The 20,576-nt window shown below is 48.8% G+C and carries 23 protein-coding genes, 1 tRNA gene and 1 pseudogene; 15 read left to right on the forward strand and 10 right to left on the reverse strand.

Features of this window, described 5'->3' with window-relative positions; all coding sequences use genetic code 11:
* The 7 genes from ACO0LH_RS11965 (at position 1) to ACO0LH_RS11995 (ending at position 3,356) form a co-directional block, all read left to right on the forward strand.
* Complete coding sequence (locus ACO0LH_RS11965) at positions 1 to 414, forward strand: hypothetical protein (protein ID WP_422941316.1); 414 nt, start codon at positions 1 to 3, stop codon at positions 412 to 414.
* 104 nt (positions 415 to 518) lie between these two features.
* On the forward strand, positions 519 to 1,277 hold the full coding sequence (locus ACO0LH_RS11970; RefSeq protein WP_422941317.1) for a glycine-rich domain-containing protein: 759 nt from the start codon (positions 519 to 521) through the stop codon (positions 1,275 to 1,277).
* 50 nt (positions 1,278 to 1,327) lie between these two features.
* Complete coding sequence (locus ACO0LH_RS11975) at positions 1,328 to 1,663, forward strand: hypothetical protein (protein WP_422941318.1); 336 nt, start codon at positions 1,328 to 1,330, stop codon at positions 1,661 to 1,663.
* A gap of 50 nt (positions 1,664 to 1,713) precedes the next feature.
* On the forward strand, positions 1,714 to 1,977 hold the full coding sequence (locus tag ACO0LH_RS11980; RefSeq protein ID WP_422941319.1) for a hypothetical protein: 264 nt from the start codon (positions 1,714 to 1,716) through the stop codon (positions 1,975 to 1,977).
* A 60-nt stretch (positions 1,978 to 2,037) separates the two neighbouring features.
* Positions 2,038 to 2,475 (forward strand): D-Ala-D-Ala carboxypeptidase family metallohydrolase, encoded by a 438-nt coding sequence (locus ACO0LH_RS11985; protein WP_422941320.1) that lies wholly within the window; start codon positions 2,038 to 2,040, stop codon positions 2,473 to 2,475.
* Positions 2,475 to 2,966: a hypothetical protein gene (locus ACO0LH_RS11990; RefSeq protein WP_422941321.1), complete on the forward strand. Its 492-nt coding sequence runs from the start codon at positions 2,475 to 2,477 to the stop codon at positions 2,964 to 2,966. Before ACO0LH_RS11985 ends, ACO0LH_RS11990 begins: the two co-directional genes overlap by 1 nt.
* A gap of 72 nt (positions 2,967 to 3,038) precedes the next feature.
* A complete protein-coding gene (locus ACO0LH_RS11995) occupies positions 3,039 to 3,356 on the forward strand; it encodes a hypothetical protein (RefSeq protein ID WP_422941322.1) in 318 nt (105 codons plus the stop codon).
* Positions 3,357 to 3,374: 18 nt separating this feature from the next.
* On the opposite strand, the gene ACO0LH_RS12000 is transcribed toward ACO0LH_RS11995, so the two are convergent.
* The 7 genes and pseudogenes from ACO0LH_RS12000 to ACO0LH_RS12030 all read right to left on the reverse strand — a co-directional run.
* Entirely contained in the window at positions 3,375 to 3,581 is a 207-nt protein-coding gene (locus tag ACO0LH_RS12000; RefSeq protein ID WP_422941323.1) for a hypothetical protein, read from the reverse strand.
* A gap of 71 nt (positions 3,582 to 3,652) precedes the next feature.
* Entirely contained in the window at positions 3,653 to 4,123 is a 471-nt protein-coding gene (locus ACO0LH_RS12005; RefSeq protein ID WP_422941324.1) for a DUF1870 family protein, read from the reverse strand.
* Positions 4,123 to 4,437 carry a hypothetical protein gene (locus ACO0LH_RS12010; protein WP_422941325.1) on the reverse strand — a complete coding sequence of 105 codons (315 nt, stop codon included), beginning with the start codon at positions 4,435 to 4,437 and terminating at the stop codon, positions 4,123 to 4,125. The genes ACO0LH_RS12005 and ACO0LH_RS12010 overlap by 1 nt, the downstream gene beginning before the upstream one ends.
* A gap of 36 nt (positions 4,438 to 4,473) precedes the next feature.
* Entirely contained in the window at positions 4,474 to 4,929 is a 456-nt protein-coding gene (locus tag ACO0LH_RS12015; protein WP_422941326.1) for a hypothetical protein, read from the reverse strand.
* Between the two features lie 91 nt (positions 4,930 to 5,020).
* A complete protein-coding gene (locus ACO0LH_RS12020) occupies positions 5,021 to 5,410 on the reverse strand; it encodes a hypothetical protein (RefSeq protein ID WP_422941327.1) in 390 nt (129 codons plus the stop codon).
* A 42-nt stretch (positions 5,411 to 5,452) separates the two neighbouring features.
* Positions 5,453 to 5,980, reverse strand: coding sequence for a DUF4113 domain-containing protein (locus ACO0LH_RS12025; RefSeq protein ID WP_422941328.1), 528 nt, complete (start codon positions 5,978 to 5,980; stop codon positions 5,453 to 5,455).
* Between the two features lie 31 nt (positions 5,981 to 6,011).
* A pseudogene (locus tag ACO0LH_RS12030) lies at positions 6,012 to 6,437 on the reverse strand (SOS response-associated peptidase family protein); the annotation flags it as partial.
* A 185-nt stretch (positions 6,438 to 6,622) separates the two neighbouring features.
* Here ACO0LH_RS12030 and ACO0LH_RS12035 point away from each other — a divergent pair.
* A tRNA-OTHER gene (locus ACO0LH_RS12035) sits at positions 6,623 to 6,737 on the forward strand.
* A gap of 355 nt (positions 6,738 to 7,092) precedes the next feature.
* Positions 7,093 to 9,360: a DNA/RNA non-specific endonuclease gene (locus tag ACO0LH_RS12040; protein WP_422941329.1), complete on the forward strand. Its 2,268-nt coding sequence runs from the start codon at positions 7,093 to 7,095 to the stop codon at positions 9,358 to 9,360.
* 82 nt (positions 9,361 to 9,442) lie between these two features.
* On the opposite strand, the gene ACO0LH_RS12045 is transcribed toward ACO0LH_RS12040, so the two are convergent.
* Both ACO0LH_RS12045 and ACO0LH_RS12050 read right to left on the reverse strand, forming a co-directional pair.
* A complete protein-coding gene (locus ACO0LH_RS12045; RefSeq protein WP_422941330.1) occupies positions 9,443 to 11,011 on the reverse strand; it encodes an oleate hydratase in 1,569 nt (522 codons plus the stop codon).
* A 96-nt stretch (positions 11,012 to 11,107) separates the two neighbouring features.
* Positions 11,108 to 11,443, reverse strand: a complete 336-nt coding sequence (locus ACO0LH_RS12050) for a DUF883 family protein (protein WP_422941331.1) — start codon at positions 11,441 to 11,443, stop codon at positions 11,108 to 11,110.
* A 278-nt stretch (positions 11,444 to 11,721) separates the two neighbouring features.
* Between ACO0LH_RS12050 and ACO0LH_RS12055 the strand changes: the two genes are divergently transcribed.
* The 6 genes from ACO0LH_RS12055 to ACO0LH_RS12080 all read left to right on the forward strand — a co-directional run bounded on the left by ACO0LH_RS12055 (position 11,722) and on the right by ACO0LH_RS12080 (position 19,821).
* Entirely contained in the window at positions 11,722 to 12,441 is a 720-nt protein-coding gene (locus tag ACO0LH_RS12055) for a Crp/Fnr family transcriptional regulator (protein ID WP_422941332.1), read from the forward strand.
* 205 nt (positions 12,442 to 12,646) lie between these two features.
* A complete protein-coding gene (locus ACO0LH_RS12060) occupies positions 12,647 to 13,456 on the forward strand; it encodes a Crp/Fnr family transcriptional regulator (RefSeq protein ID WP_422941333.1) in 810 nt (269 codons plus the stop codon).
* Between the two features lie 419 nt (positions 13,457 to 13,875).
* Positions 13,876 to 14,694, forward strand: coding sequence for a Crp/Fnr family transcriptional regulator (locus ACO0LH_RS12065; RefSeq protein WP_422941334.1), 819 nt, complete (start codon positions 13,876 to 13,878; stop codon positions 14,692 to 14,694).
* Positions 14,695 to 14,780: 86 nt separating this feature from the next.
* The gene (locus tag ACO0LH_RS12070; protein ID WP_422941335.1) at positions 14,781 to 17,480 is read left to right on the forward strand and encodes a PAS domain S-box protein; all 2,700 of its coding nucleotides are present in this window, start codon (positions 14,781 to 14,783) and stop codon (positions 17,478 to 17,480) included.
* A gap of 53 nt (positions 17,481 to 17,533) precedes the next feature.
* Positions 17,534 to 18,355 carry a response regulator gene (locus ACO0LH_RS12075; RefSeq protein ID WP_422941336.1) on the forward strand — a complete coding sequence of 274 codons (822 nt, stop codon included), beginning with the start codon at positions 17,534 to 17,536 and terminating at the stop codon, positions 18,353 to 18,355.
* A gap of 179 nt (positions 18,356 to 18,534) precedes the next feature.
* Positions 18,535 to 19,821, forward strand: coding sequence for an NRAMP family divalent metal transporter (locus ACO0LH_RS12080; RefSeq protein ID WP_422941599.1), 1,287 nt, complete (start codon positions 18,535 to 18,537; stop codon positions 19,819 to 19,821).
* 15 nt (positions 19,822 to 19,836) lie between these two features.
* Here ACO0LH_RS12080 and ACO0LH_RS12085 read toward each other — a convergent pair whose 3' ends face one another.
* The gene (locus ACO0LH_RS12085) at positions 19,837 to 20,565 is read right to left on the reverse strand and encodes a tetratricopeptide repeat protein (RefSeq protein ID WP_422941337.1); all 729 of its coding nucleotides are present in this window, start codon (positions 20,563 to 20,565) and stop codon (positions 19,837 to 19,839) included.
* Positions 20,566 to 20,576: the final 11 nt, after the last annotated feature.

Consider the following 20,576-nt stretch of genomic DNA (forward strand, 5'->3'; position numbering starts at 1 on the left):
ATGGCTGCAAATACTTCCCCAATTTTTCCAATGATACCCAGAGTTCTGCTTTCACCGCTACTCACGACAGCCAATACTGCCAAAGATGGCACTGGCACAGTCACTCAAATTTCTGTTGTTGCCGGCACTAACGGCGCTTTTGTGGAAAGTATCGAAGCGTTACCGATTGGTACAAACACTGCATCGGTTCTGCGCGTCTTTCTCAACAACGGTTCTGCAACGACCACAGCTGCAAACAATATTCTGTGGGAAGAAGTCAGTCTGCCAGCTACGACCCTAACAGAAATTGCCGGGCAAACCAAAATTGTCATCCCCCTGTATCGCGCAATACCTGCGGGCTACATTTTGTATGCCACGTTAGGCACGACCGTAGCAGCAGGCTGGCGCGTTCGTGCGCCTACGGGAGATTACTAATGTCATCTGGATTTCCTGGATTTTTAGGCGCGCCACTTCGCGCGCGAGGTTTTCAGGTCTTTAAAGGCCCTGGTACGTATAACTTCGTTGCCCCTGCCGCGGCTATGTTCTTAGTCGATGTATTTGGCACTGGCGGCAGCGGCGGTGCAAATGGTAATGCCGCTGGCGGCGGCGGTGGTGCAAGAAATCGACAATTTGTTGATGCGCAATTGATGAAGCCTGGCTTGATATTTCAGGTAACTGTAGGCGCTGGTGGCGCGGCTGTTTCTGGCGGCAATAGCGGAAACCCAGGCAACAAATCATCGTTCGGAAGTGCCGCGCAAAACGTACTAATTGAAGCTTATGGCGGTGCATCAGGAGGAAGTTCTGCTAATGGCGGCGGCGGCATTTGTAGCGCTGGTTCTAACAATGGTCTTGGTGGATTTCCAAACATAAGAACATCCAGCGGAGCCATAACTAATGCAAATCTAAACGCATCTAGCGATTATGGTGGCGGCAATGCATCCAGCAGTATCATTTCCGGCAATGCAGTATGGGGCGGAGGTGGTGGTGGCACTGGATCTGGTGGCACTCCAGGCAACAGTTTATATGCTGGCGCTGGTGGGGCGTCAGGAATAACTGGCGCATTTGGCGCAGCTTCTGGCGCATATGGCAACGTACTAAACCCATCAAACGTATCTGTAAATGGCGTCTTACATGCGCTTATTGGTGGTGGCGGTAGTGGTGGTGCAGCAGCTGCTGGAACTGGCCTCAATGCAGTAGATGGTGGATTCCCCGGTGGTGGCGGTGGCGGCACTGACAATGCCGGTGGATTGAGTGGCAAAGGTGGTGATGGTCTTGTAGTTGTTTATTGGTTATTTTGAAGTTGTACACGAACCGCCTTATTTTAAGGCTAATTTTTTAAAGGAAAATCATGTCAAATTTTATTAACAATGGTGCGAAAAAAATCAATCTGGCGCTGGTTTCTGTTGGCGTAGCAGCCAATAGCAGTGCAGATATCGTTCTGTATTTTAACGATGGCCGCACACCAGTAACTGTCGCCGGTGGCTTGGCAGCTTTCCAAGCCAACCCAAACATTATCAGCGCTGGGAACGCCGATGGTTTTAATCTGATCAACAAAAACAATATTCTGGATGCCGATTTACAACCGGATGGTGTAACTGTTCGCTATACCCTAGCCGGTTTGGCGGGGACTTACGATATTGTGACGAGTGGCCGCAACTTCTCAGTTTGCTACAGCAACTTGTAATTTAAACCCGCTTCGGCGGGTTTTTTTACGCCCAAAGAAAAGGAAAGCCGATGCCTCCACCAGACCGCAAAGTAAAATTTGACGGCACCATCAATTTAGGTCACTTACTGACTTTCCTTGGATTCATCGTGACGGGGGCAACCGCCTGGATGACCTTAAACACCAGGGTAATCGTGTTGGAAGAGGCGAGAACTACTCAGCACCAAATTGACCTGCGACAAGATACAGCCATCGACAACAATCAAAAAACAGTCCGAGAAGATTTGAAGGAAATTAACCAGAAACTCGACAGGTTGATAGAAAGAAAACCGTAAAACCGGACATCGACAACTCATTGGGCCCCATTACGGGGCTTTTTTTATTGTAAGGCAATTATGAATATTACTCCTCATTTCAGCTTGGACGGCATGATTTTTTCACAAACGGCAGTGCGTATGGGGCTATCAAATGCACCTTCGCCCGAAGTATTGAAAAACCTGACCAGGCTCTGTGAAACGCTGGAAAAATTCCGCGCTCACCTGGGCATGCCCATCAACGTCTCAAGCGGATATCGCTGCCCCGAGGTCAATAAGGCCGTAGGTGGTTCCATTAACTCGGCACACACGAAGGGACTGGCTGCTGACATCACCGTCACCGGCATCGCACCACGGTCGCTCGCTGCCATCTTCGTGGCTTCTGGCATTGAGTTCGACCAGATTATCCAAGAAGGCACATGGTTGCATGTCGGCCTGTCAGATGGCCCAGCACGCCGGGAAGTGCTGACAGCGCACTTTGCTGCTGGCAAGGCTGTCACTTATACAAAGGGGCTGTGATGTTCAACATTCCACCACTCGGCAAGTTTTGGGACTTGTTCAAAGCAGGAAAGGCGGTCAAAGATGCAGTCGCTCTCAAGGACAAACAAAAAATCGCCAATGGTATCTCTGGCGTGCTCGGAACAGCTCTTGCCTTGGCGCTTGTGTATTTCAAGATTCCGCCCGAATGGGTACCTGGCCCGGAAGTCATTACAGCGATTGGCACTGTTATTGCCTTTTTCATTGGCGGTAGCGGGCTGCTCAATGTTGGCGCCACCGTCGCATCCAGTGACAAAGTCGGACTCCTGTCCAACGAACCCGCAAACGCTCCAATCGAAGATCACAGCTTCGTCGACGGAGTGCCAGCGCCTGATTCGCCAGAACCATCAAGCGCTGTGCTCGCTGAGCCTATCGCCGTTGACCAGGCAAGCAGTCCGCAGCAATCACGATCAAGCGGAATCCCTGACAGCGAAAACATTTTTTCAGGATTCGATACAACGTACAGCGGCTGATTACATTCAGTCGATTGACGGCATCAATTTCTCAACGAAGTGCAAATTTTAACCACCACGAAAGGTAATACCATGAACATCGCACAAATTATCCAATCCGCCAAACAAGCCGAGCAAGTCATTATCGGTCTCAGCCCAACCGTCGGCACCCTGGTAGCTGACGCAGCCAAGACATTTGGTTTGGACAGCACAACAAACGAACAAAAACTACAGCATGTACAAGATCGACTCGGTGCGATCTGGCAGTTTGCCGGTGAAGCGGGCGATGACTTCCAAAAAGTCTGGCCTCTCTTATCGGTGGTCGTTACCGGCATCGTCAAGGCCAATAACATTGGCGGCCGCTGGGGTCAGGCGATCGCGGCGCTGGATGTTGTAGCCACGGCTCTGTAATAAAATGGGCCTGGCGCGTTACATGGTCGACGGTATGCCAAGCGCCAGGCGATTTTCTTTGCTATCTGTGATGTGTATGCCGCCACCTTTACTTTTTCTGTCGTTTTTGATCACTATGTTCGTCAGATAAAGACATTTGGTACTGGCAATAAAATCAACTTGATAAGATCCTGCTTGGATTGAAATCCCATCTGCTATTTTCAGTTCATCTAAAACGATGTCCATATTTTTCTTTCCTCATTTGAGATTAGCGTGGTCAAAAAATTGATAGTTCGTGGCCGAATTAGTTTGCGCAATTATTGAAGTGTTTCTGCCGCCCATTGCCCGCGCATTGACTCGTCATCGTGACGGCCAGCCAGCCACTTTGAATATGCAGGACCGTCAAAAACAATAATTTGCGCATGATGCCGTGCACAAATTTCAGCAATCACCGAGCAGTTTGGTTTCCAGAGCACCGGCTCACGTCCAGGTAACGTCATCCAGTCTTCAACTGACGCATAGCTGACCAGGCGTATAGGATCAACATTTGCGTCGTCTGGTAACTCGCTTAATGCTTGGGCAACGGACGCATTTGCGGCAGCAACGGCCTTCACTCGCCATTGAGCGAGTTCGCCGACACTCTCGGCAACATCTGGTGGAACTGGTCGGTTTCCTGCCTCCCAGTATTGCCACGATCTGAGCGATACGCCTCCGCCAACAAAGATAGCAGCTTCATCCATTGTAAAAAAAAGCAGGCTTCGCAATGCTTTGAGCGTGGGGCCGTTCATCAGTCTCTCCACGCTTCTGGTTTTCTAAATCCAAGTGCCAAAGCTAAAGCTATTAAATCGTCCATGGTGGTTGAAATAGCGTTTCGAGCCGCAAGCCAAGTATCTGGTGTTTGAGTTTCACCAAATAGGTCAACGGAGCCAATTGCTGGTACAGCCTCGTATTTTGCGTCTACACTATTGGCTACGGCATCAATATCTGCCTGCGTCAACGTATAGTCAGGGTCGCTATACTTGTCAGACAAAGTCGCAGCAACCACATCGCATAAGCCCCGCTTATTGATCAGGTCAAGAATGGTTTTGATAGAAGTTTGCATAATTATTCCCATGTTTTACCCCTTGCAGGGCAGATTTTATTCGTAAATCGAGCGGATCAATTCAACGGTATCATCTTCGTCGCCAATGTCGGCAAGGATCTCTTCGACTGTCAGCCCATCGACATGCGTCAAAACGTCATCTTCAAACGTCAGTTCCACAATTTCGATGGTGTGCTTGCTGTGCAGATAACCTTGTTTTTTAACTTGCTCGGCAACATCGCGTTCGGCCGCATCGTCGTCAGCCAGATTGCTCTCGGCGTTGAAGTTGTCTTTGATTGGGTCGATGGAATAAACGTTGTTGCCAATGTGGCGGCGGCTGCTGAAAAAACGCATTGGGTGGGATGGGTGTATTTCACCCTCGTCATTCATGCGTTCGAAACGGGCTCCGAACATATCATGACTGGCTGCGGCCAAAACAGCATCTCGCAAGCTGTCTTCTGTGGAAAGTGTGCCGTTGGAATCGCGGACTTGAAATTTTGTGGATGTAGTCATTTTGAATCTCCTAGAGTACCGGTTTGCACTTTTGCTGCCGGATTAACTACATTGTAGTTCGTAAAATACGAACAAGCAAGGACTTTATATACTATTTATTAGAAGCGCGTGCCCATAAAACCGGGGGAGTAACTTGTATCAAATTCTTATGGATGGATGCGCATTCAAAACATGAATATCCACCAGCATCTCGACTTAGCGACAAAACTGAACCGTATCCAGTGATCCTCAATTTATAGTGGTTACGGGAAATGATTTTGCCAAAAAATTCAGGATAGAGTGCTTCTACTGATTCGATTTGTATAACTGTAGGTTCTTTTTCGCCAGGGACTGCCCAGGTCAATGCTCCTTTGCCATCAACAATATGGATTGTTGACTTGTTGTTCAGCCCATCATAAGCAATAAGATTGAGTTCTTCTGAGTCGCAACCAGTCATTAAAAGCAGGGCTATTAAAGCTAAAACTGAAATTTGGAATTTCATAATTTCTTTCGAATGTTTATTTTGCTATATTAACACCAGAGGCTAAGTGCAAACTGGTAGCTCGTCCCAGACCGTTGTGTAGCATGGAGACTTTGCCTCCATGCGCATTTTCCAAGAGTGGCGGCTTCCATCCTGGCTCAGCTTCACCGTTCCCTTTCCATATCTCGAATTCAGGGCATCCATTGCCGCCATCAGTTCTGGTTTTTCGTTGCCGGCGGCGAACATATCTCCCTGGAATGTTGACGCCGGACAGATTTCGCTCAATATCACCCCAGCTTTCTTATACTGGTATTCAGCTTTGAACATGACCTTGAGAGCGGCTATCGCATAGCGTTGCAAGGCCATTGTGCACGACGTGGCTGTGACCAGCGGGAGGGCAAGGCATGGGTTGTATTGAGGCAGTTCCGTGCGGAAGCGGTTTGTTTGGATAAACACCTGAAGCATGCCCGCGATCGATCCTTGATCGCGCAGCTTGCGCGCCGCGTTGCTGACAAAGTGGGCGAGGGCGTCTTCTATATCCTCGATCGCCGTGACATTTTTCCCGAAGCTGCGACTGCTGATAATCTGCATTGATGGTGATTTGGGTGAATGAAAAGCTGGTACCGCCGTCTGGTTCTGACCATTCTTTGTACAGGCCGGCGACGGCGAAATCAGAAGCCTCCTTTAATCCGATCCGCCAATTGACGGCTTTACCAGTCTCGTAGCACGGCTCGAAGAAATCCTCCATGGGCACCAGGCATAATTGACCCTCGCGCCAGGGTTTTGCATACGTGCGCAGTTCGCCGATGGTTTCAGCTCTGGCGTTTGTGGTCGAAAAACGCTTCAGGTGTGACGGCATCTTTGTTTTTGGCACCATGCCGTAATTGGCCAGCAAAGTCTCGCGATGGCCATCTTCGCCCTGTCTTATGATCGGCGCTTGGTAGTCTGGCCAGGTCTCTTTTGGCCAGTCTGCCAGATCCGGCATGGACGCATTAAAGTATGAAAGCTTTTCAAATTTGGTAGGTGTAAAGTGAACGCACATATCCATCTTTCAGCAAAATTGATGTGTAATTTTACCTATCTAAATTGAAATATTGTGTGTCATTCCTAACACTGCGGCTGAGCACCATGCAACTCAATATCAGGCAAACCACGTACTTGCATGCGGTATTTTGTGACGGCGAATTTTCCAACGGATTACCCGAGAGTGAGTGTCCACGGTGCGAGATAATGGTGATCTGTTGGAAAATATGTAGCTTAAAACTCAATATCTTCAAGGCATACAAGACTATTGACAACGGGATTGTGATTCCTGTTGTCGTGGGTTCGAACCCCATCGATCACCCCAAGAAATTCGTGAAAAAGCCCGCTTTCAAGCGGGCTTTTTCATTTTTTGCAGAAAATCTTTCTGTATGAAGGCGCATTCGCAGCTTTCCTCAATTCTCTTGTTTTTGCTATTGCACTTCCTGCTCGTGACAGATGTATTGCTCCTGTCGAGCGCGAATCTCATATGGAAAATGTTGGCAAGGCAAGCTTCAATTGTAAATCAGGTAATTTAGTTGTCATTTTTCATAGTTAATATACCATGTGTGAGAATTTGATTTATCAAGGTTGCCTATGTCCATGCCTGTCAGCCTTGTCGGTGGAGTTATTGCTGCTAGCTGTTGCCAGCATTGCCTGGTCGTTGAAAAGCGAGGCTTTTGATGAGCGTGATTCTTGAGCAAATAGAGAAGGCAGAGCGCAAGCCTGGTGCCAGTAATATTGCGGCCACGGTTGCCCTCAATCGTGACAAGACGCCTGCGCAATTGTCGTCACCACGCGAGCAGGCCGAGCGCAAACAGTTCTTGCGTGACAGCATGCAGGATGTGGATAAGGCAGACGAGTTTTTCGAACGCATATTGCTGGGCAATGAGCTTCAGGACGTGAATTACCTGGCGCGCGGTGCCATTGCCGCCAAATCGATTGCCAGGGTGGCGATACATAGTGCCAGTGGCAGCCTGATCGGCTGGGGCACAGGTTTTCTGATTGCTCCCGGGGTCTTGATCACCAATCACCACGTGCTGCCAGATGCGCAGATGAGCCAGCGCTCGGTTGCCCATTTCGCCTATGAACTGGATGTGGATGGTGTGCAAAATGGCCCAACAATCTTTAAGCTATCACCTGGCCGCTTGTTTCATACCAGTGAAGCGCTCGATTTTACCGTAGTGGCAGTGGACGCCTCGGCCAGTAATGCTGACGTACCTCTATCTGCTTACGCCTATCTGCCTTTGATAGCCGCGACCGGCAAGGTGACTGAAGGTGAATGGCTGAGCATCATCCAGCATCCCAATGGTGGGTTGAAGCAGGTCTGTGTCAGGGAAAATAAATTCATCAAGCGGACTGATAATGAGCTTTGGTACACCACAGATACCCTGGGCGGATCGTCTGGCTCCCCGGTGTTCAATAACGACTGGTATGTAGTGGCACTTCATCATAGTGGCATTCCTTTAAAAGTGAATGGCAAGGTGCAAACCACGGACGGGCGTGATTTTGACCCCGATCATGATGGTGAAGACAATATTAAATGGATAGCCAATGAAGGTATTCGCGTCTCTCGCATTGTCAATGAACTCAAAGACACACTGCCAACGCACCCTCTATTACAAATAGTCATCAATGCATCTGTGGATGATATACGGGCGTTTGATACATCAGTTGATGTGTCGGCAAATGCGCCTGCCAATATCGTACCCAATGCGTCAATCGCTTTGCCCGCAGTGGCAAAAATGCTAGTGGCAAGCACAGGCAGTCAGGCTGTATCCAAACTATCCAACTTCTCTCCACGTCAACCTGAGGTGAATAACATGAGTTTCTCAGATCAAACGCAATTGGCCAAATCCATCTCTGTCACCTTGAGTATTGATACGGATGGGCAGGTCAGCATTGCACGGCAGGTCAAGGCAACAGAATCCGCCAATATGTTTGAAGCTGCTACTGTTGCTGCGGCTCCCGTGCAAAAGCAGGCTGCATTCGATGTGCGCTTTGACGCGACCTACCATGATCGCAAGGGCTTTGATGAGAATTTTCTGGGCAAAGGGGCGCATAAAATTAATTTTCCTGTCTTGTCGCCTGACCTGAAAACCAAGGCATCCAAATTGCTGACGCCCGCCAATGGCAATGAGTATATCTTGCACTACTACAATTACAGTCTGGTGATGCATGCTGAACGGCGTTTTGCCATATTCAGCGCCGCCAATGTACGCTATTCCGAACGTTATAAAATGAACCGCCCGCCAGATGTCTGGAGAACTGATCCAAGGATACCGCTGGAGCATCAGGTCAGCAATTTTTACTACAAGAATAACCAGTTTGATCGCGGACACCTGACACGCCGTGAAGACCTGGAATTTGGTGCTACTGCCGAGGTGGCGCTGATGTCAGCAGCCGATACCTGCCACTGGACCAATTGCACACCGCAACATGCCAAATTTAATGAAGGCAAGGAATTGTGGGCCGGTCTGGAAGACTATGTACTGGAGGCCGGACTGATCAAGGGACAGTTTGACGTGCAGATACTGACGGGACCCGTCCTGGAAGAAGATGACCCTGTTTATAAGCCGTTTCCGAAAATTCAGTATCCCGTACGCTTCTGGAAAATCGTTGCGACGCTCGATAGCGACAAGCAATTATTTGCGACCGCCTACATCCTGGATCAAAGCGCAGTGATTGCGCAGTACGGCGTAGAATCAACAGCGCCATTTGGTGCGTATAAAACCTTCCAGGTAAAAATTGCTGAAGTCGAGCGTTTGACAGGTTTGCATTTCACTTCGGGTACCGGGGCAGATACTCAGCCTCTGTCCGCATGTGATCCGCTGGAAAAGATAAAGAAAACAACGACACGCAAATCAATACGATTACAGGAAGGTGCTTTCATTGATGCCCCGGACGGTTACATCGCGCTGGATGACGTCACAGATATTTACCTGGGGTGAGGTAGCGACACAATGGCAGAAAACCGGCCAGCTGAATGCTGAACCTCAGGCTAGCCACAGTTTTCTGCCGCAGTTTTCTGTTTTAGTGCAGCATGGTTTTGAAAGAGTGATAAATCACACTCAGATCATGCGAACCTCTATAAAGCTTGCACACTTCTTTATCCAGATTCAGTAATGAATACACGGCAATCTGGGCTGATCGTACCGAATACTCTACCGTGAACACCGTATCATCAGGTATTTCACAATACTGGCCTATGAAAGCCAGGTTTTCCGAGCCTGGTGGTATTACAAAAGGGCGATCGCCTTTCGCACGCGTCAGAAACTGGCTGCCAATAAATGGCATCAGGCAGGGGATGCAGATGGAGGTTTCCAGTATCAGTGGCAAGTCGGCGATAAAACCCAGATGTGAACATAACTCTGTCAAGATTTCAGCGCCTGTGCAATCGGACATTTTCTTATGCACGAAATTGCCCAGCTTGTCGGGGAACAAGCCATCACCCCAACACACTGTCACGCCAGCTGGCTGGCCTATAAAATGTGGTTGATAAGCCAGTACCACCGACATCAGCCAATTGGAATCCTTAAACGTGACCAGACCGCCGGTACCGGCTTCATTGCCGGTGAAGCTCTCCATTAATTTGAAGAAAAGCGGGTCTTTGAAGGTGACCGTAAACGATTCCCAGGTTGACTGCGGGATGCGATCTGAAAAAACTGATGGGCGACCAAACTCGGTTTGATCTTTCGCGATCTTTTCCCACAGACTCCAGGCACCACCGGCCTCTTTGGTTTTCAACACCGGTGCGCTCGTCATCGAACCAAAACTGGAGCCAGCTACCATGGAGCCGATAGTGACAAAGACCTTGTCGTCACTGTCAACGGTCACTTCGGTTTTTTGCCCTGACTGTATCAAATGCAGGCGCTCTACCGTTTTGCTGTTCATGTCAAAAATAAAATCCAGATCTGTCACTTCACTATTCATGTGGATGTTGACACCCTGTGCTTTCAACCAGGTCACTACCGGCAAGGTGATGGCATCATACTGGTTTAAAGGCGTGCGACGCACCCCGGACAAGGTGTTGATGCGCGGGAATTCATGCATGAATCTATGCATGTAGCGCTTGAATTCCACCGCGCTATGCCAGGGTTGGAAGGCAAAGGTCGTGCACCACATGAACCAGAAATTGGTTTCAAAAAATGAGGGTGAAAAACATTCGTCAATACGCCGCGTACCTAGCGATTCTTCTGATTGCAACATGATTTCGATCAGGTCAAGCCGGTTGCGGTTATCGAAACCCATGCTGGAAACATCGATTTTGCTGCCGTGTGCGACCAGACGGCTCTTTGAATTGGACAATATCTTTTTATTGAAATCATCAATTTCATTTTTGACAGATTTGCCGGCGTTGTTCAGCGAAGGGATGGAAGATAAAAGATCATAGGTGCAGGTATAGACCTCTTCATCAAACATCCTGCCGCCACGCGTTACGTAGCCTGTCTCTGGTGAGCCGTGACCATCCAGGCAACCACCGGTTTGCAGCGACTCTTCAAAAATATGGATATCGTTGCCAGACATTTTCCCATCACGGATGAGATAGACAGCACTGGCGAGCGAGGCGATTCCTGCGCCGACCAGATAAGCTTTGGGCATGATAATCCTTGGTGTGAATGATGCATATGTCCAGACCCTGTGTGAACACACAATTAATTCAAATTGCGTGTTCAATCAGAGTCTGGAAGAGATAAGTTATTTCGGGCGCTTGGGTGATGCTAAAAAATGGCTGATCAGAAAGCCCGCTCCTGCAGCAATCGCCACTGCTTGCCACGGTGATGCATGGACATAGTCATCTGTCGTTTGTGCAAGGGCCTTGGATTTTAGTAAAACCGCTTGTTCAATTTTTGTCAGCTTGTCAGTCAATGCGGCAATTTTGCCACTGCTGGAAACTGGCTCTTCATCTTTAGTTGCATCGGCTTGCTTTCTTTGTCTCAGCGATTTCCTGGCGATGGTGTTGGCTGATGTTGGCTTACGCGCCAATTTTTCGGTGTTTTGACTATTTGCAGAGATTGAGTTAGTCGATTTCATAAGGTTTCCTGTTCAAAATTGCAGTGATGAGTCACTTTATATGGGAGAGAAATGAAGGTCTGTGCGCTATCGTACTAAGAGAAGGTCGTCGGTCAATTCGCAAGTTTCTACACTGATCTGGTGTTTGCTAAGTTTATTTTGGGAAAGTGCCTGCCATTGGCCTCATGTGTGCGCAATAGCGCATTGAAATTTGTATTGACGTGATAGGCTGTGATCGAAAATTCAATTCCTGCTTTTTATATAAATTCCTCATTGGTTCTTTAAGACTGCAATCGTTAATGCTTATTACCCAAAGTCCCATGCAAAATCACCTGTTGGCAGCTTTGCCCGCAGCGGACTATGATTCCCTGTGTGCAGACATGGAATTGGTTTTGATGGAAGTTGACGAAGTTATATATGAATCGGGCGTGCGTCAGCAGTTCGTTTACTTTCCTGTTACCGTAGTTGTTTCCCTGCTGTACGTGCTCGAAAATGGCGTATCTGCTGAAATTGCCGCGGTCGGCAACGAAGGTCTGGTTGGTGTCTCGCTGTTCATGGGCGGCGATACCACGCCCAATCGTGCCGTGGTTCAAACTGCAGGTTATGCATACCGCCTTAAAGGGCAACTACTGAAGCTTGAATTTGACCGGGCCGGCGCTTTATTGCGCGTACTGTTGCGTTATACGCAGGCCCTGATCACACAAATGACCCAAACCGCCATTTGTAATTTGCATCATACGGTAGAGCAGCAATTGTGTCGGTGGCTGCTGTTAAGCCTCGATCATTTGTCCTCGTCATCGATGCACATCACCCAGCAAAAAATCGCCAATACACTGGGTGTAAGACGCGAGAGGGTCGCTGAAGCAGCAGGGAATTTGCAGCGCACCGGCCTGATACGCTATAGCCGTGGCGCCATTGTGGTGCTGGACAGACCGGGTCTGGAAAAAGTCGTCTGCGAGTGTTATGCCGTGATACGGCGGGAGTTTAGTCAGGTTCGATCAGATTTGGCTGGCCGGTGATTCGCTATTGCTCATAGCGTTTGTTAGTCAGGATCTATTTTGTTTTTGAGCCCGCATGGGTAATCATTTGAAAACACCCTTATCCACTAGATATATGCGCGATGGCGCACATACATGAAGCTTAGACCTGCTATTCTGTCATCAGATAATCCAGTCTAAACAATTCATGTTGTCCCGCACTGGGATGGCAATTCAAAGCCCCCCAATGAGCGCCTTACACAATCCTTTACAAAATCATTTGTTAGCGGCATTGCCGACGGCAGAATTTGAACGTCTGGCTGGAAATCTGGAATTGGTGGAAATGCCGCTGGGGCAGGCCTTATATGAGGCTGGGGGTCTTTTGCAATACGTTTATTTTCCAACGACTTCCATCGTATCTTTGCTGTATGTGCTGGAAAGTGGTGCCTCTGCCGAAATCGCAATCGTCGGCAATGAAGGTATACTCGGCATTTCCCTGTTTATGGGAGGGGAAACTACCCCTAGCCGTGCTGTGGTGCAGTGCGCAGGTTATGGGTATCGCCTGAAGGCGCAGCTATTGAAAGAGGAGTTCAATCGTGCCGGCCCTTTTCTTCGCTTGCTATTGCGTTATACCCAGGCCCTCATCACACAAATGACCCAGACCGCTGTTTGTAATCGGCATCACTCCATAGAGCAACAGCTATGCCGCTGGTTGCTACTAAGCCTTGATCGCCTGCCTTCTGATTCTGTATCAATGACGCAAGAACTGATCGCCAATATGCTGGGTGTCAGACGTGAAGGCGTCACCGCAGCGGCAGGGAATATACAAAAGCTGGGCTTGATAAAATATAGTCGTGGCCGCATTGATGTCATTGATCGTGCCGGCATAGAAAACATCGTGTGCGAGTGCTATGCCGTTGTGAAATTGGAGTTTGATCGTTTGCTGAACGACATACCGCGTGGTGACCCCATGCATGTATTGGGGCCTTCTGATCGTCGGGAAGTGACATCTCGAACCTCCCCTATACTTGCAAACGGAAGAGATGCGAAATCCTGAACGTGATATTTCTTGTTTGATCTGGCTGTAATCGCATCAGCCAAGGTAGAAATGCTTGTCATTTAGAATGCGTAAACATTGCTTTAATCACATTGATATATCTTTTTCTTAGATTAAAGCTTGAAATACGGTCAGTCTGTGCGCCAGCGCACAGAGTCTTTTAGTTTTTAGTGAGATAGTCCGTTGTGTGCAGAGATCTGCATTATTGAAGCGTTTATTTTAAGCCATGACAAAATCCTTATGGATTTTGTGTGAATGGATTTTTTTGCATTATTTCTCCTATATGTGCGATATCGAACAGACCATAAAGCAGTAATGCTCCATAGTAAGTTGAATATGAAACGGTTAATGACTCTGGTTGGAGTTATTTTGTCCATGAGCCGTCCTTCTCATCCATTACTAAAGGCAGGGAATTTGATATGGACAGTGCATATGACCCGAACCAAAATCACCTGTTAGCAGCTTTGCTTGACGCAGAGTTTGACCGCCTGGCACCCCATCTTGAATTGGTGCCTATGTTGCTTGGCGATGTGCTGTATGAATCCGGTGGGAAGTTGCAGTACCTTTACTTCCCGGTAACAGCCATTATTTCCTTGCACTACCTGCTTGAAAATGGTGGTTCGTCTGAAATTGCCGGTGTCGGCAACGAAGGAGTAGTCGGTATTTCCCTCTTTATGGGGGGCGATACAACGCCTAGCCGCGCGATTGTCCAAACCGGGGGGCACGGCTACAGGTTGAAGGCCCATATCCTGATGGAAGAGTTTAATCGTGCCGGCCCGGTATTAAGGCTGTTGCTGCGTTATACGCAGGCGCTGCTTACCCAGATGTCGCAAACAGCAGTATGCAATCGTCATCACTCAGTTGAGCAGCAATTGTGCCGCTGGTTATTGTTAACCCTTGATCGCGTGCCTGACAATGAATTGACCATTACCCAGGAGTTAATTGCCAATATGCTGGGTGTGCGGCGCGAAGGCGTTACCGAGGCGGCTGGTAAATTGCAAAACTATGGTTTCATCCGCTATCGCCGGGGTCATATCACTGTCGTTGATAGAACCGGTCTGGAAGAGCATGTCTGCGAATGTTATGACGTAGTGAAAAAAGAATTTGCGCGTCTCTTGTCTGATGTGCGCCAGCGTCAAATCAAACCGGCATCGGTAATGCCAATGTCACCAGTTCGTAATCTCAATTTTGCTGGCAATCGTAACACTGATCGTGCTGCTGATCGTGCAGATTCATAAACGCATCATGAAGTCATGTGGTGTGTAGTTTGTCTTTTACCTCTTTTGAAATAGCTCACTTAAAGGTTTGCCGTGGTTAGCCATTCATGAAACAAATTTCTGTCGAGCGTCTGACGCTGATCGGCTTTGGCATTACCTTGCTCGCATTGCTGATGATAGGTGGTATCACCTGGAATATCGCGATGCCCTTTGATGCCGTCAAATCTGTTGACCATACGCGCAGAGTGATGGACGGTTTAAGTGAAATACACGCCAACCTGGTCCAGGCAGAAAGTGTACAAAGAGCTTACTTCCTGACAAGGGAGCAAAGTTTTTTGCTTCAGCGCGATAATTTATTGGCGACGTTGAAAAAGGATAGTCAAAATCTCAATGCCTTGACGGTGGATAATGGTCAGCAGCATGAACGTATGCGCCAGTTGCAGGAAATGCTTGATCACAGGCTGGCCAACATGCACGAAAGTCAGCTTATGTTTGAGGCGCATGGATTCAATGCGACGAAAAACCTGTTCAATGCTGGTCGTGAAATTTCTGGGCATATAGAAGATACCCTGGTTGAGGCTGACAAGAACGAACAGATTTTACTGAGCGAGCGTAAAGACAATGCCGCCTTCAGAATCAAATTTGTGGTTGTCAGTGTTGCTGTTCTGTTGATATTTTTAATCTTATGGGCTTTGCAGATACGGCGAGCAACACTGGGTCGTTTGGCTGGTGAGCAGGCAACACTGGAAGTACGCGAGGTTTTGCTCAAAATGGGCGCCTTGCAAGATGCCATTTTTAACAATCCCAATTTTTCCATTATCGCCACTGATGCGCATGGCGTTATCCAGATTTTCAATGTAGGTGCTGAGCATATGCTGGGCTATGACGCAGCCGATGTCGTCAACGTCATGACACCCACCGCCATCTCTGATGCCGATGAATTGGTCGCCAGGGCGGCTGCACTCAGTGTTGAATTTGATACGCCGGTTGCGACTGGTTTTGACGCGCTGATATTTAAAGCGGCGCGTGGCCTCGAGGATATTCATGAGCTGACTTATCTGCGTAAAGACGGTGCCCGCCTTCAGGCTATCGTCTCGGTTTCAGCCCTGCGTGATGCTCAGGAAAAAATTATAGGTTGTTTGTTGATCGGTACCGATAATACGGCCCGCAAGCAAGTGGAAGCTGAGCAGGCCTTGCTTGATCAGCGCTTGCGTGATCAACAATTCTATACCCGCTCATTAATTGAAGCCAATATCGATGCCTTGATTTCGACGGATATGAACGGCATCATCAGTGATGTGAATCATCAGATGGAGGCATTGACTGGTCGCACACGTGAAGAACTGATCGGTGCGCCGTTTAAAAACTATTTTACTGATGCTGAAGAGGCTGAGCTCGCCATCAAGCGTGCTTTGACTTCTGGCAAAGTCAGTAATTATGAGCTGACAGCTCTGGCCAAAGACGGTAAGGAAACTCTGGTTTCGTATAGCGCGAGCACGATCTACGACAGGGACAGGAAATTACAAGGCGTGTTTTCGTCAGCGCGTGATGTCACTGAATACAAGCAGTTTGAGCAAAAACTACAAAACAGCAATGATGAGCTGGAGTTTGCTAAAGCCGTTGCAGAAAAAGCTAATCTGGCGAAGTCAGAATTTTTGTCCAGTATGAGCCATGAATTGCGCACGCCGCTTAATGCTGTACTGGGCTTTGCCCAGTTGATGGCTTCTGATGTGCCTGCGCCGTCATTAAAACAGAAAATGTCGATAGACCAGATCTTGCAGGCGGGGTGGTATTTGCTGCGTTTGATCAACGAGATCCTTGATCTGGCGATGATAGAGTCTGGCAAGGTCTCGATGTCGAAAGAGTCGATTTTGTTGATTGAGGTCTTGCAGGATTGTCAGGACATGATAGAGCCGCAAGCACAGAAACGCGGTATAAAAATGCATTTCCCGAGCATAGAGTTGCCACTGTATGTATCCGCTGACAGAACCAGGTTGAAGCAGGTGATGGTGAATCTGCTGTCGAATGCCATCAAATATAACCGGCTTGAAGGTGCTGTTAATGTTGAATATACGATGGTGGGTGAAAATCGGATTCGCATCTGTGTCAATGATGAGGGTGCAGGTTTGACACCGGAGCAACTGACACAATTATTTCAGCCATTTAATCGTTTGGGGCAAGATGCCGGCAATGAAGAAGGTACAGGAATAGGTTTGGTCGTTACCAAGCAGCTTATCGAATTGATGGGCGGTGCAATTGGGGTCGATAGCCATGTTGGTATAGGCAGTGTATTCTGGATAGAAATGAATTTGGCAAGTGCACCTGCCGTGGTTAATGAGGGTATGGATGGTGACGCGACAATTAATCCTTCAAAAACTCAAAAAATGGATTTGTCAGCATTCCGAACCTTGCTGTATGTGGAAGATAACCCAGCCAATCTGGCTCTGGTGGAGCAATTGGTGGGGCGTCGCAGTGATCTTAAGTTATTGACTGCAACTGATGCCCATCTGGGTATACGCTCTGCGCAGGTTAACCAGCCCGATGTGATTTTGATGGATATCAATCTGCCTGGTCTCAGCGGTTTTGGTGCCTTGAGGATTTTGCATGCTGACCCGCAGACGGCGCATATTCCAGTGATGGCATTATCTGCGAATGCAATGCCACGTGATATCGAGAAGGGACTGGATGCAGGTTTTTTCCGCTACCTTACCAAGCCGATCAAAGTCAATGAATTCATGGATGCGCTGGACGTTGCGCTGCATCACGCGAAAGAGCAAGGCCTGGATCGCAAAGTAATTATTGGTTGACAATGTGAATTTGTATCACTCAGCTGGAAGTGGCTGTCTTTTGAAAGTATGCAATGCTTGAAGTAATCGAGATATTCAAAGCCAATATTTTGATCGTTGATGATCAAAAAGCAAATGTGATGTTATTGGAGCAGATGCTGCGCAATGCTGGTTACACGTCCATTAATTCAACCATGGACCCGCGCGACGTTTGCGCTCTGCATGCCGAACACAATTACGATCTCATTCTTCTCGATTTGCAGATGCCGGGCATGGATGGTTTCGAAGTCATTGAGGGTTTAAAAGATCTGGCGGCCGATGCGTATTTGCCAGTGCTGGTCATTACAGCGCAACCCGGACATAAACTGCGGGCCTTGCAGGCTGGCGCCAAGGATTTTATCAGTAAGCCTTTTGATTTGATCGAAGTGCAGACACGCATTCACAATATGCTTGAAGTTCGCCTGCTATATCAAAAACTGGAAGCCTATAACAAGCGGCTTGAACAAACCGTTCTGGAGCGCACCGCGGAGTTGCGCGCCAGTGAGGCAAGATTCAAAAGTTTTACAGAATTATCTTCTGACTGGTATTGGGAGCAGGATCAACTGGGTAATTTCACCAGTGTTTCTGGCCCGGTGTTTGAAATGCTTGGTATCGATGCGGGTGACATGCTCGGCGATTCGCCAAAAGGTCTATCTGGATGGAATGTTGCAGAGCGTGCGCAACTGGAAGCCAATATCGCCTGTCGCCGGCCTTTTCTTGATTTTGTATATAGCCGCAATAATGAAGATGGTACTATCCAGTATCTGCAAGTCAGTGGTGAACCCATGTTCGATACCTCCAGCCGGTTCACTGGTTATCGCGGTATAGGCATGGACGTTACCCATCGCATGCGCTAAAGCTTTGCCTCGGACACTTCAGCAGTGGCAAGACTATCGCCAATTTGACGCTTGCCCTGGTTCCCCATCTTTAGTAGTGTGATGCATGCCACATGCATCCAGCTCAAGTGCCCGCTTTATCCGCTCTGTGCGACATTCATTCGCTGGGTGATGCCGGGCGCTCACCTACAGAAATGACCATGTCGAATGTAAACGATAGTGTAGAAAACGCAAAGGCCACAGAAAAAACCTGGCTCGCCAAGCTTGGCCCGGGATTGATTACTGGCGCGGCTGACGATGACCCCAGCGGCATTGCGACGTATTCGCAAGCTGGCGCACAGTTTGGTTTTAACATGCTGTGGACGGTGCTGTTTACCTACCCGCTGATGGTGGGAATACAGGTGGTCAGCGCACGCATAGGCCGGGTCAGTGGCCATGGCCTGGCAACGAATATACGGCGTCACTATCCAGCCTGGTTATTGTATGGCGTGGTCGCGCTTTTGCTGATCGCCAATACCATCAATATTGCTGCCGATATTTCTGCAATGGGCGAAGCCTTGAAATTGCTGATTGGTGGCAAGGGGCAGTGGTATGCCGTTGGTTTTGGTATTTTGTCTTTGCTGCTTCAGGTCTTTGTGCCTTACCGTCGTTATGTGCGTCTGCTTAAATGGCTGACCCTGGCATTGTTGGCCTATGTGGCGACGGCTTTCGTTGTACACATTCCCTGGTCACAGGTCTTGTTGAAAGCGCTGACGCCTGATTTGTCGTGGAAGCCCGAATACGTGACAACGGTGGTTGCCGTATTTGGCACCACCATCAGCCCCTATCTGTTTTTCTGGCAGGCCTCGCAGGAGGTGGAAGAACTGGAGGCTGATCCACATGCACGCCCTTTGATTATTGCACCTGAACAGGCAGCAGCAAATTTAAGACGCATCAAGATCGATACCTATATAGGTATGGCATTTTCAAACCTGGTGGCTTTTTTCATTATTCTTACTACGGCAGTGACGCTCAACCTGCATGGTATCAGCGACATTCAGACTTCAGCGCAAGCGGCGCTGGCCTTGCGGCCCATCGCAGGTGATTTTGCTTTCATGCTGTTCAGTGCCGGGATCATCGGTACCGGTCTGCTGGCCATACCGGTGCTGGCAGGTTCATCCGCTTATGCCATGGCAGGGGCATTTCAATGGAAAAACAGTCTGGAAAGTACCCCAATGATGGCCAAACAGTTTTACGGCATCATTGCGCTGTCGACGTTTATCGGGATTGCGTTGGGCTTTACCGCGATTGACCCCATCAAGGCCTTGTATTGGAGTGCCGTGATCAATGGCGTGATCTCGGTGCCTATCATGGTCGTCATGATGTTGATGGCTGTACGCAAGGACATCATGGGGCAGTTTGTTATCACCACCCGGCTGAAAGTATTGGGCTGGCTGGCAACCTTGATGATGGCGCTGGCGGTATTGGCGATGTTGCTGACGATGTAGGTAGCTGCGCTATACTTATTGGTATTTGTTCCAGCGTAAAAGGCGTTCGTCAGAGGCTTCCTTGATCAGGTGGCGCGCGCGGGCTGGGTCTTTTTCTACCTGCTTGCTGCCACTTTCCAGTTCCATTGCCAATGCCTGTATGGCGACCGGGTATTCCAGTTCTGCCGACTCTTCCAGCCATTTCCTGGCCAGAGCCGGGTCTTGTGCCACACCTTCGCCGGCTGCATAGGCATTCGACAGCAAAAACATGGCCTGGGCATTACCCTGTTCACTGGCGGTTTTCAGCCATGTCATGGATAGGGCGATATCTTGTGGTACACCCTGTCCATATTTTGCCATGCGTGCCAGCATGAAACTGGCCCTGGCATTTTTGTTTCTGGCTGCGGCTTCATACCATTTCCAGGCTAGCTGGTAATTCTGTGATAAATCCAGGCGTGCTTTGTAATGCGCTTCTGCCAACTGGAACTGCGCATCGGCATCGCCGGCGATGGCAGCTTTTTCCAGCCAGACACTTGCCAGTGCATAGTTTTGTGGATTGACTGAATACGCCAGACCCAGTTCTCGCTGGGCGATAGTGTTGCCAGCGCTTGCCCATTTTTGCAATGCTGCAATGGCAGATTTATTTTGTCCGTGCAATGCTTGCATGCCAGCAGATTCTATTTCTGCTGTCGTCGGGGCGGGTGCGCAGGCATTCAGAGTTGCTGCTGCAATCAGCAGGGCGGTCATTTTGTATTTGTTCAGCATGTTCAAATCAT

This window comes from Undibacterium sp. TJN19 (genome assembly GCF_049339485.1).
Taxonomy (GTDB): domain Bacteria; phylum Pseudomonadota; class Gammaproteobacteria; order Burkholderiales; family Burkholderiaceae_D; genus Undibacterium.

Bases quoted from the DNA above. Each gene is read 5' to 3' on its own strand.
- ACO0LH_RS11965 (WP_422941316.1), top strand. From the start codon at position 1: ATGGCTGCAAATACTTCCCCAATTTTTCCAATGATACCCAGAGTTCTG.
- ACO0LH_RS11970 (WP_422941317.1), top strand. From the start codon at position 519: ATGTTCTTAGTCGATGTATTTGGCACTGGCGGCAGCGGCGGTGCAAAT.
- ACO0LH_RS11975 (WP_422941318.1), top strand. From the start codon at position 1,328: ATGTCAAATTTTATTAACAATGGTGCGAAAAAAATCAATCTGGCGCTG.
- ACO0LH_RS11980 (WP_422941319.1), top strand. From the start codon at position 1,714: ATGCCTCCACCAGACCGCAAAGTAAAATTTGACGGCACCATCAATTTA.
- ACO0LH_RS11985 (WP_422941320.1), top strand. From the start codon at position 2,038: ATGAATATTACTCCTCATTTCAGCTTGGACGGCATGATTTTTTCACAA.
- ACO0LH_RS11990 (WP_422941321.1), top strand. From the start codon at position 2,475: ATGTTCAACATTCCACCACTCGGCAAGTTTTGGGACTTGTTCAAAGCA.
- ACO0LH_RS11995 (WP_422941322.1), top strand. From the start codon at position 3,039: ATGAACATCGCACAAATTATCCAATCCGCCAAACAAGCCGAGCAAGTC.
- ACO0LH_RS12000 (WP_422941323.1), bottom strand. From the start codon at position 3,581: ATGGACATCGTTTTAGATGAACTGAAAATAGCAGATGGGATTTCAATC.
- ACO0LH_RS12005 (WP_422941324.1), bottom strand. From the start codon at position 4,123: ATGAACGGCCCCACGCTCAAAGCATTGCGAAGCCTGCTTTTTTTTACA.
- ACO0LH_RS12010 (WP_422941325.1), bottom strand. From the start codon at position 4,437: ATGCAAACTTCTATCAAAACCATTCTTGACCTGATCAATAAGCGGGGC.
- ACO0LH_RS12015 (WP_422941326.1), bottom strand. From the start codon at position 4,929: ATGACTACATCCACAAAATTTCAAGTCCGCGATTCCAACGGCACACTT.
- ACO0LH_RS12020 (WP_422941327.1), bottom strand. From the start codon at position 5,410: ATGAAATTCCAAATTTCAGTTTTAGCTTTAATAGCCCTGCTTTTAATG.
- ACO0LH_RS12025 (WP_422941328.1), bottom strand. From the start codon at position 5,980: ATGCAGATTATCAGCAGTCGCAGCTTCGGGAAAAATGTCACGGCGATC.
- ACO0LH_RS12040 (WP_422941329.1), top strand. From the start codon at position 7,093: ATGAGCGTGATTCTTGAGCAAATAGAGAAGGCAGAGCGCAAGCCTGGT.
- ACO0LH_RS12045 (WP_422941330.1), bottom strand. From the start codon at position 11,011: ATGCCCAAAGCTTATCTGGTCGGCGCAGGAATCGCCTCGCTCGCCAGT.
- ACO0LH_RS12050 (WP_422941331.1), bottom strand. From the start codon at position 11,443: ATGAAATCGACTAACTCAATCTCTGCAAATAGTCAAAACACCGAAAAA.
- ACO0LH_RS12055 (WP_422941332.1), top strand. From the start codon at position 11,722: ATGCTTATTACCCAAAGTCCCATGCAAAATCACCTGTTGGCAGCTTTG.
- ACO0LH_RS12060 (WP_422941333.1), top strand. From the start codon at position 12,647: ATGAGCGCCTTACACAATCCTTTACAAAATCATTTGTTAGCGGCATTG.
- ACO0LH_RS12065 (WP_422941334.1), top strand. From the start codon at position 13,876: ATGGACAGTGCATATGACCCGAACCAAAATCACCTGTTAGCAGCTTTG.
- ACO0LH_RS12070 (WP_422941335.1), top strand. From the start codon at position 14,781: ATGAAACAAATTTCTGTCGAGCGTCTGACGCTGATCGGCTTTGGCATT.
- ACO0LH_RS12075 (WP_422941336.1), top strand. From the start codon at position 17,534: ATGCTTGAAGTAATCGAGATATTCAAAGCCAATATTTTGATCGTTGAT.
- ACO0LH_RS12080 (WP_422941599.1), top strand. From the start codon at position 18,535: ATGTCGAATGTAAACGATAGTGTAGAAAACGCAAAGGCCACAGAAAAA.
- ACO0LH_RS12085 (WP_422941337.1), bottom strand. From the start codon at position 20,565: ATGCTGAACAAATACAAAATGACCGCCCTGCTGATTGCAGCAGCAACT.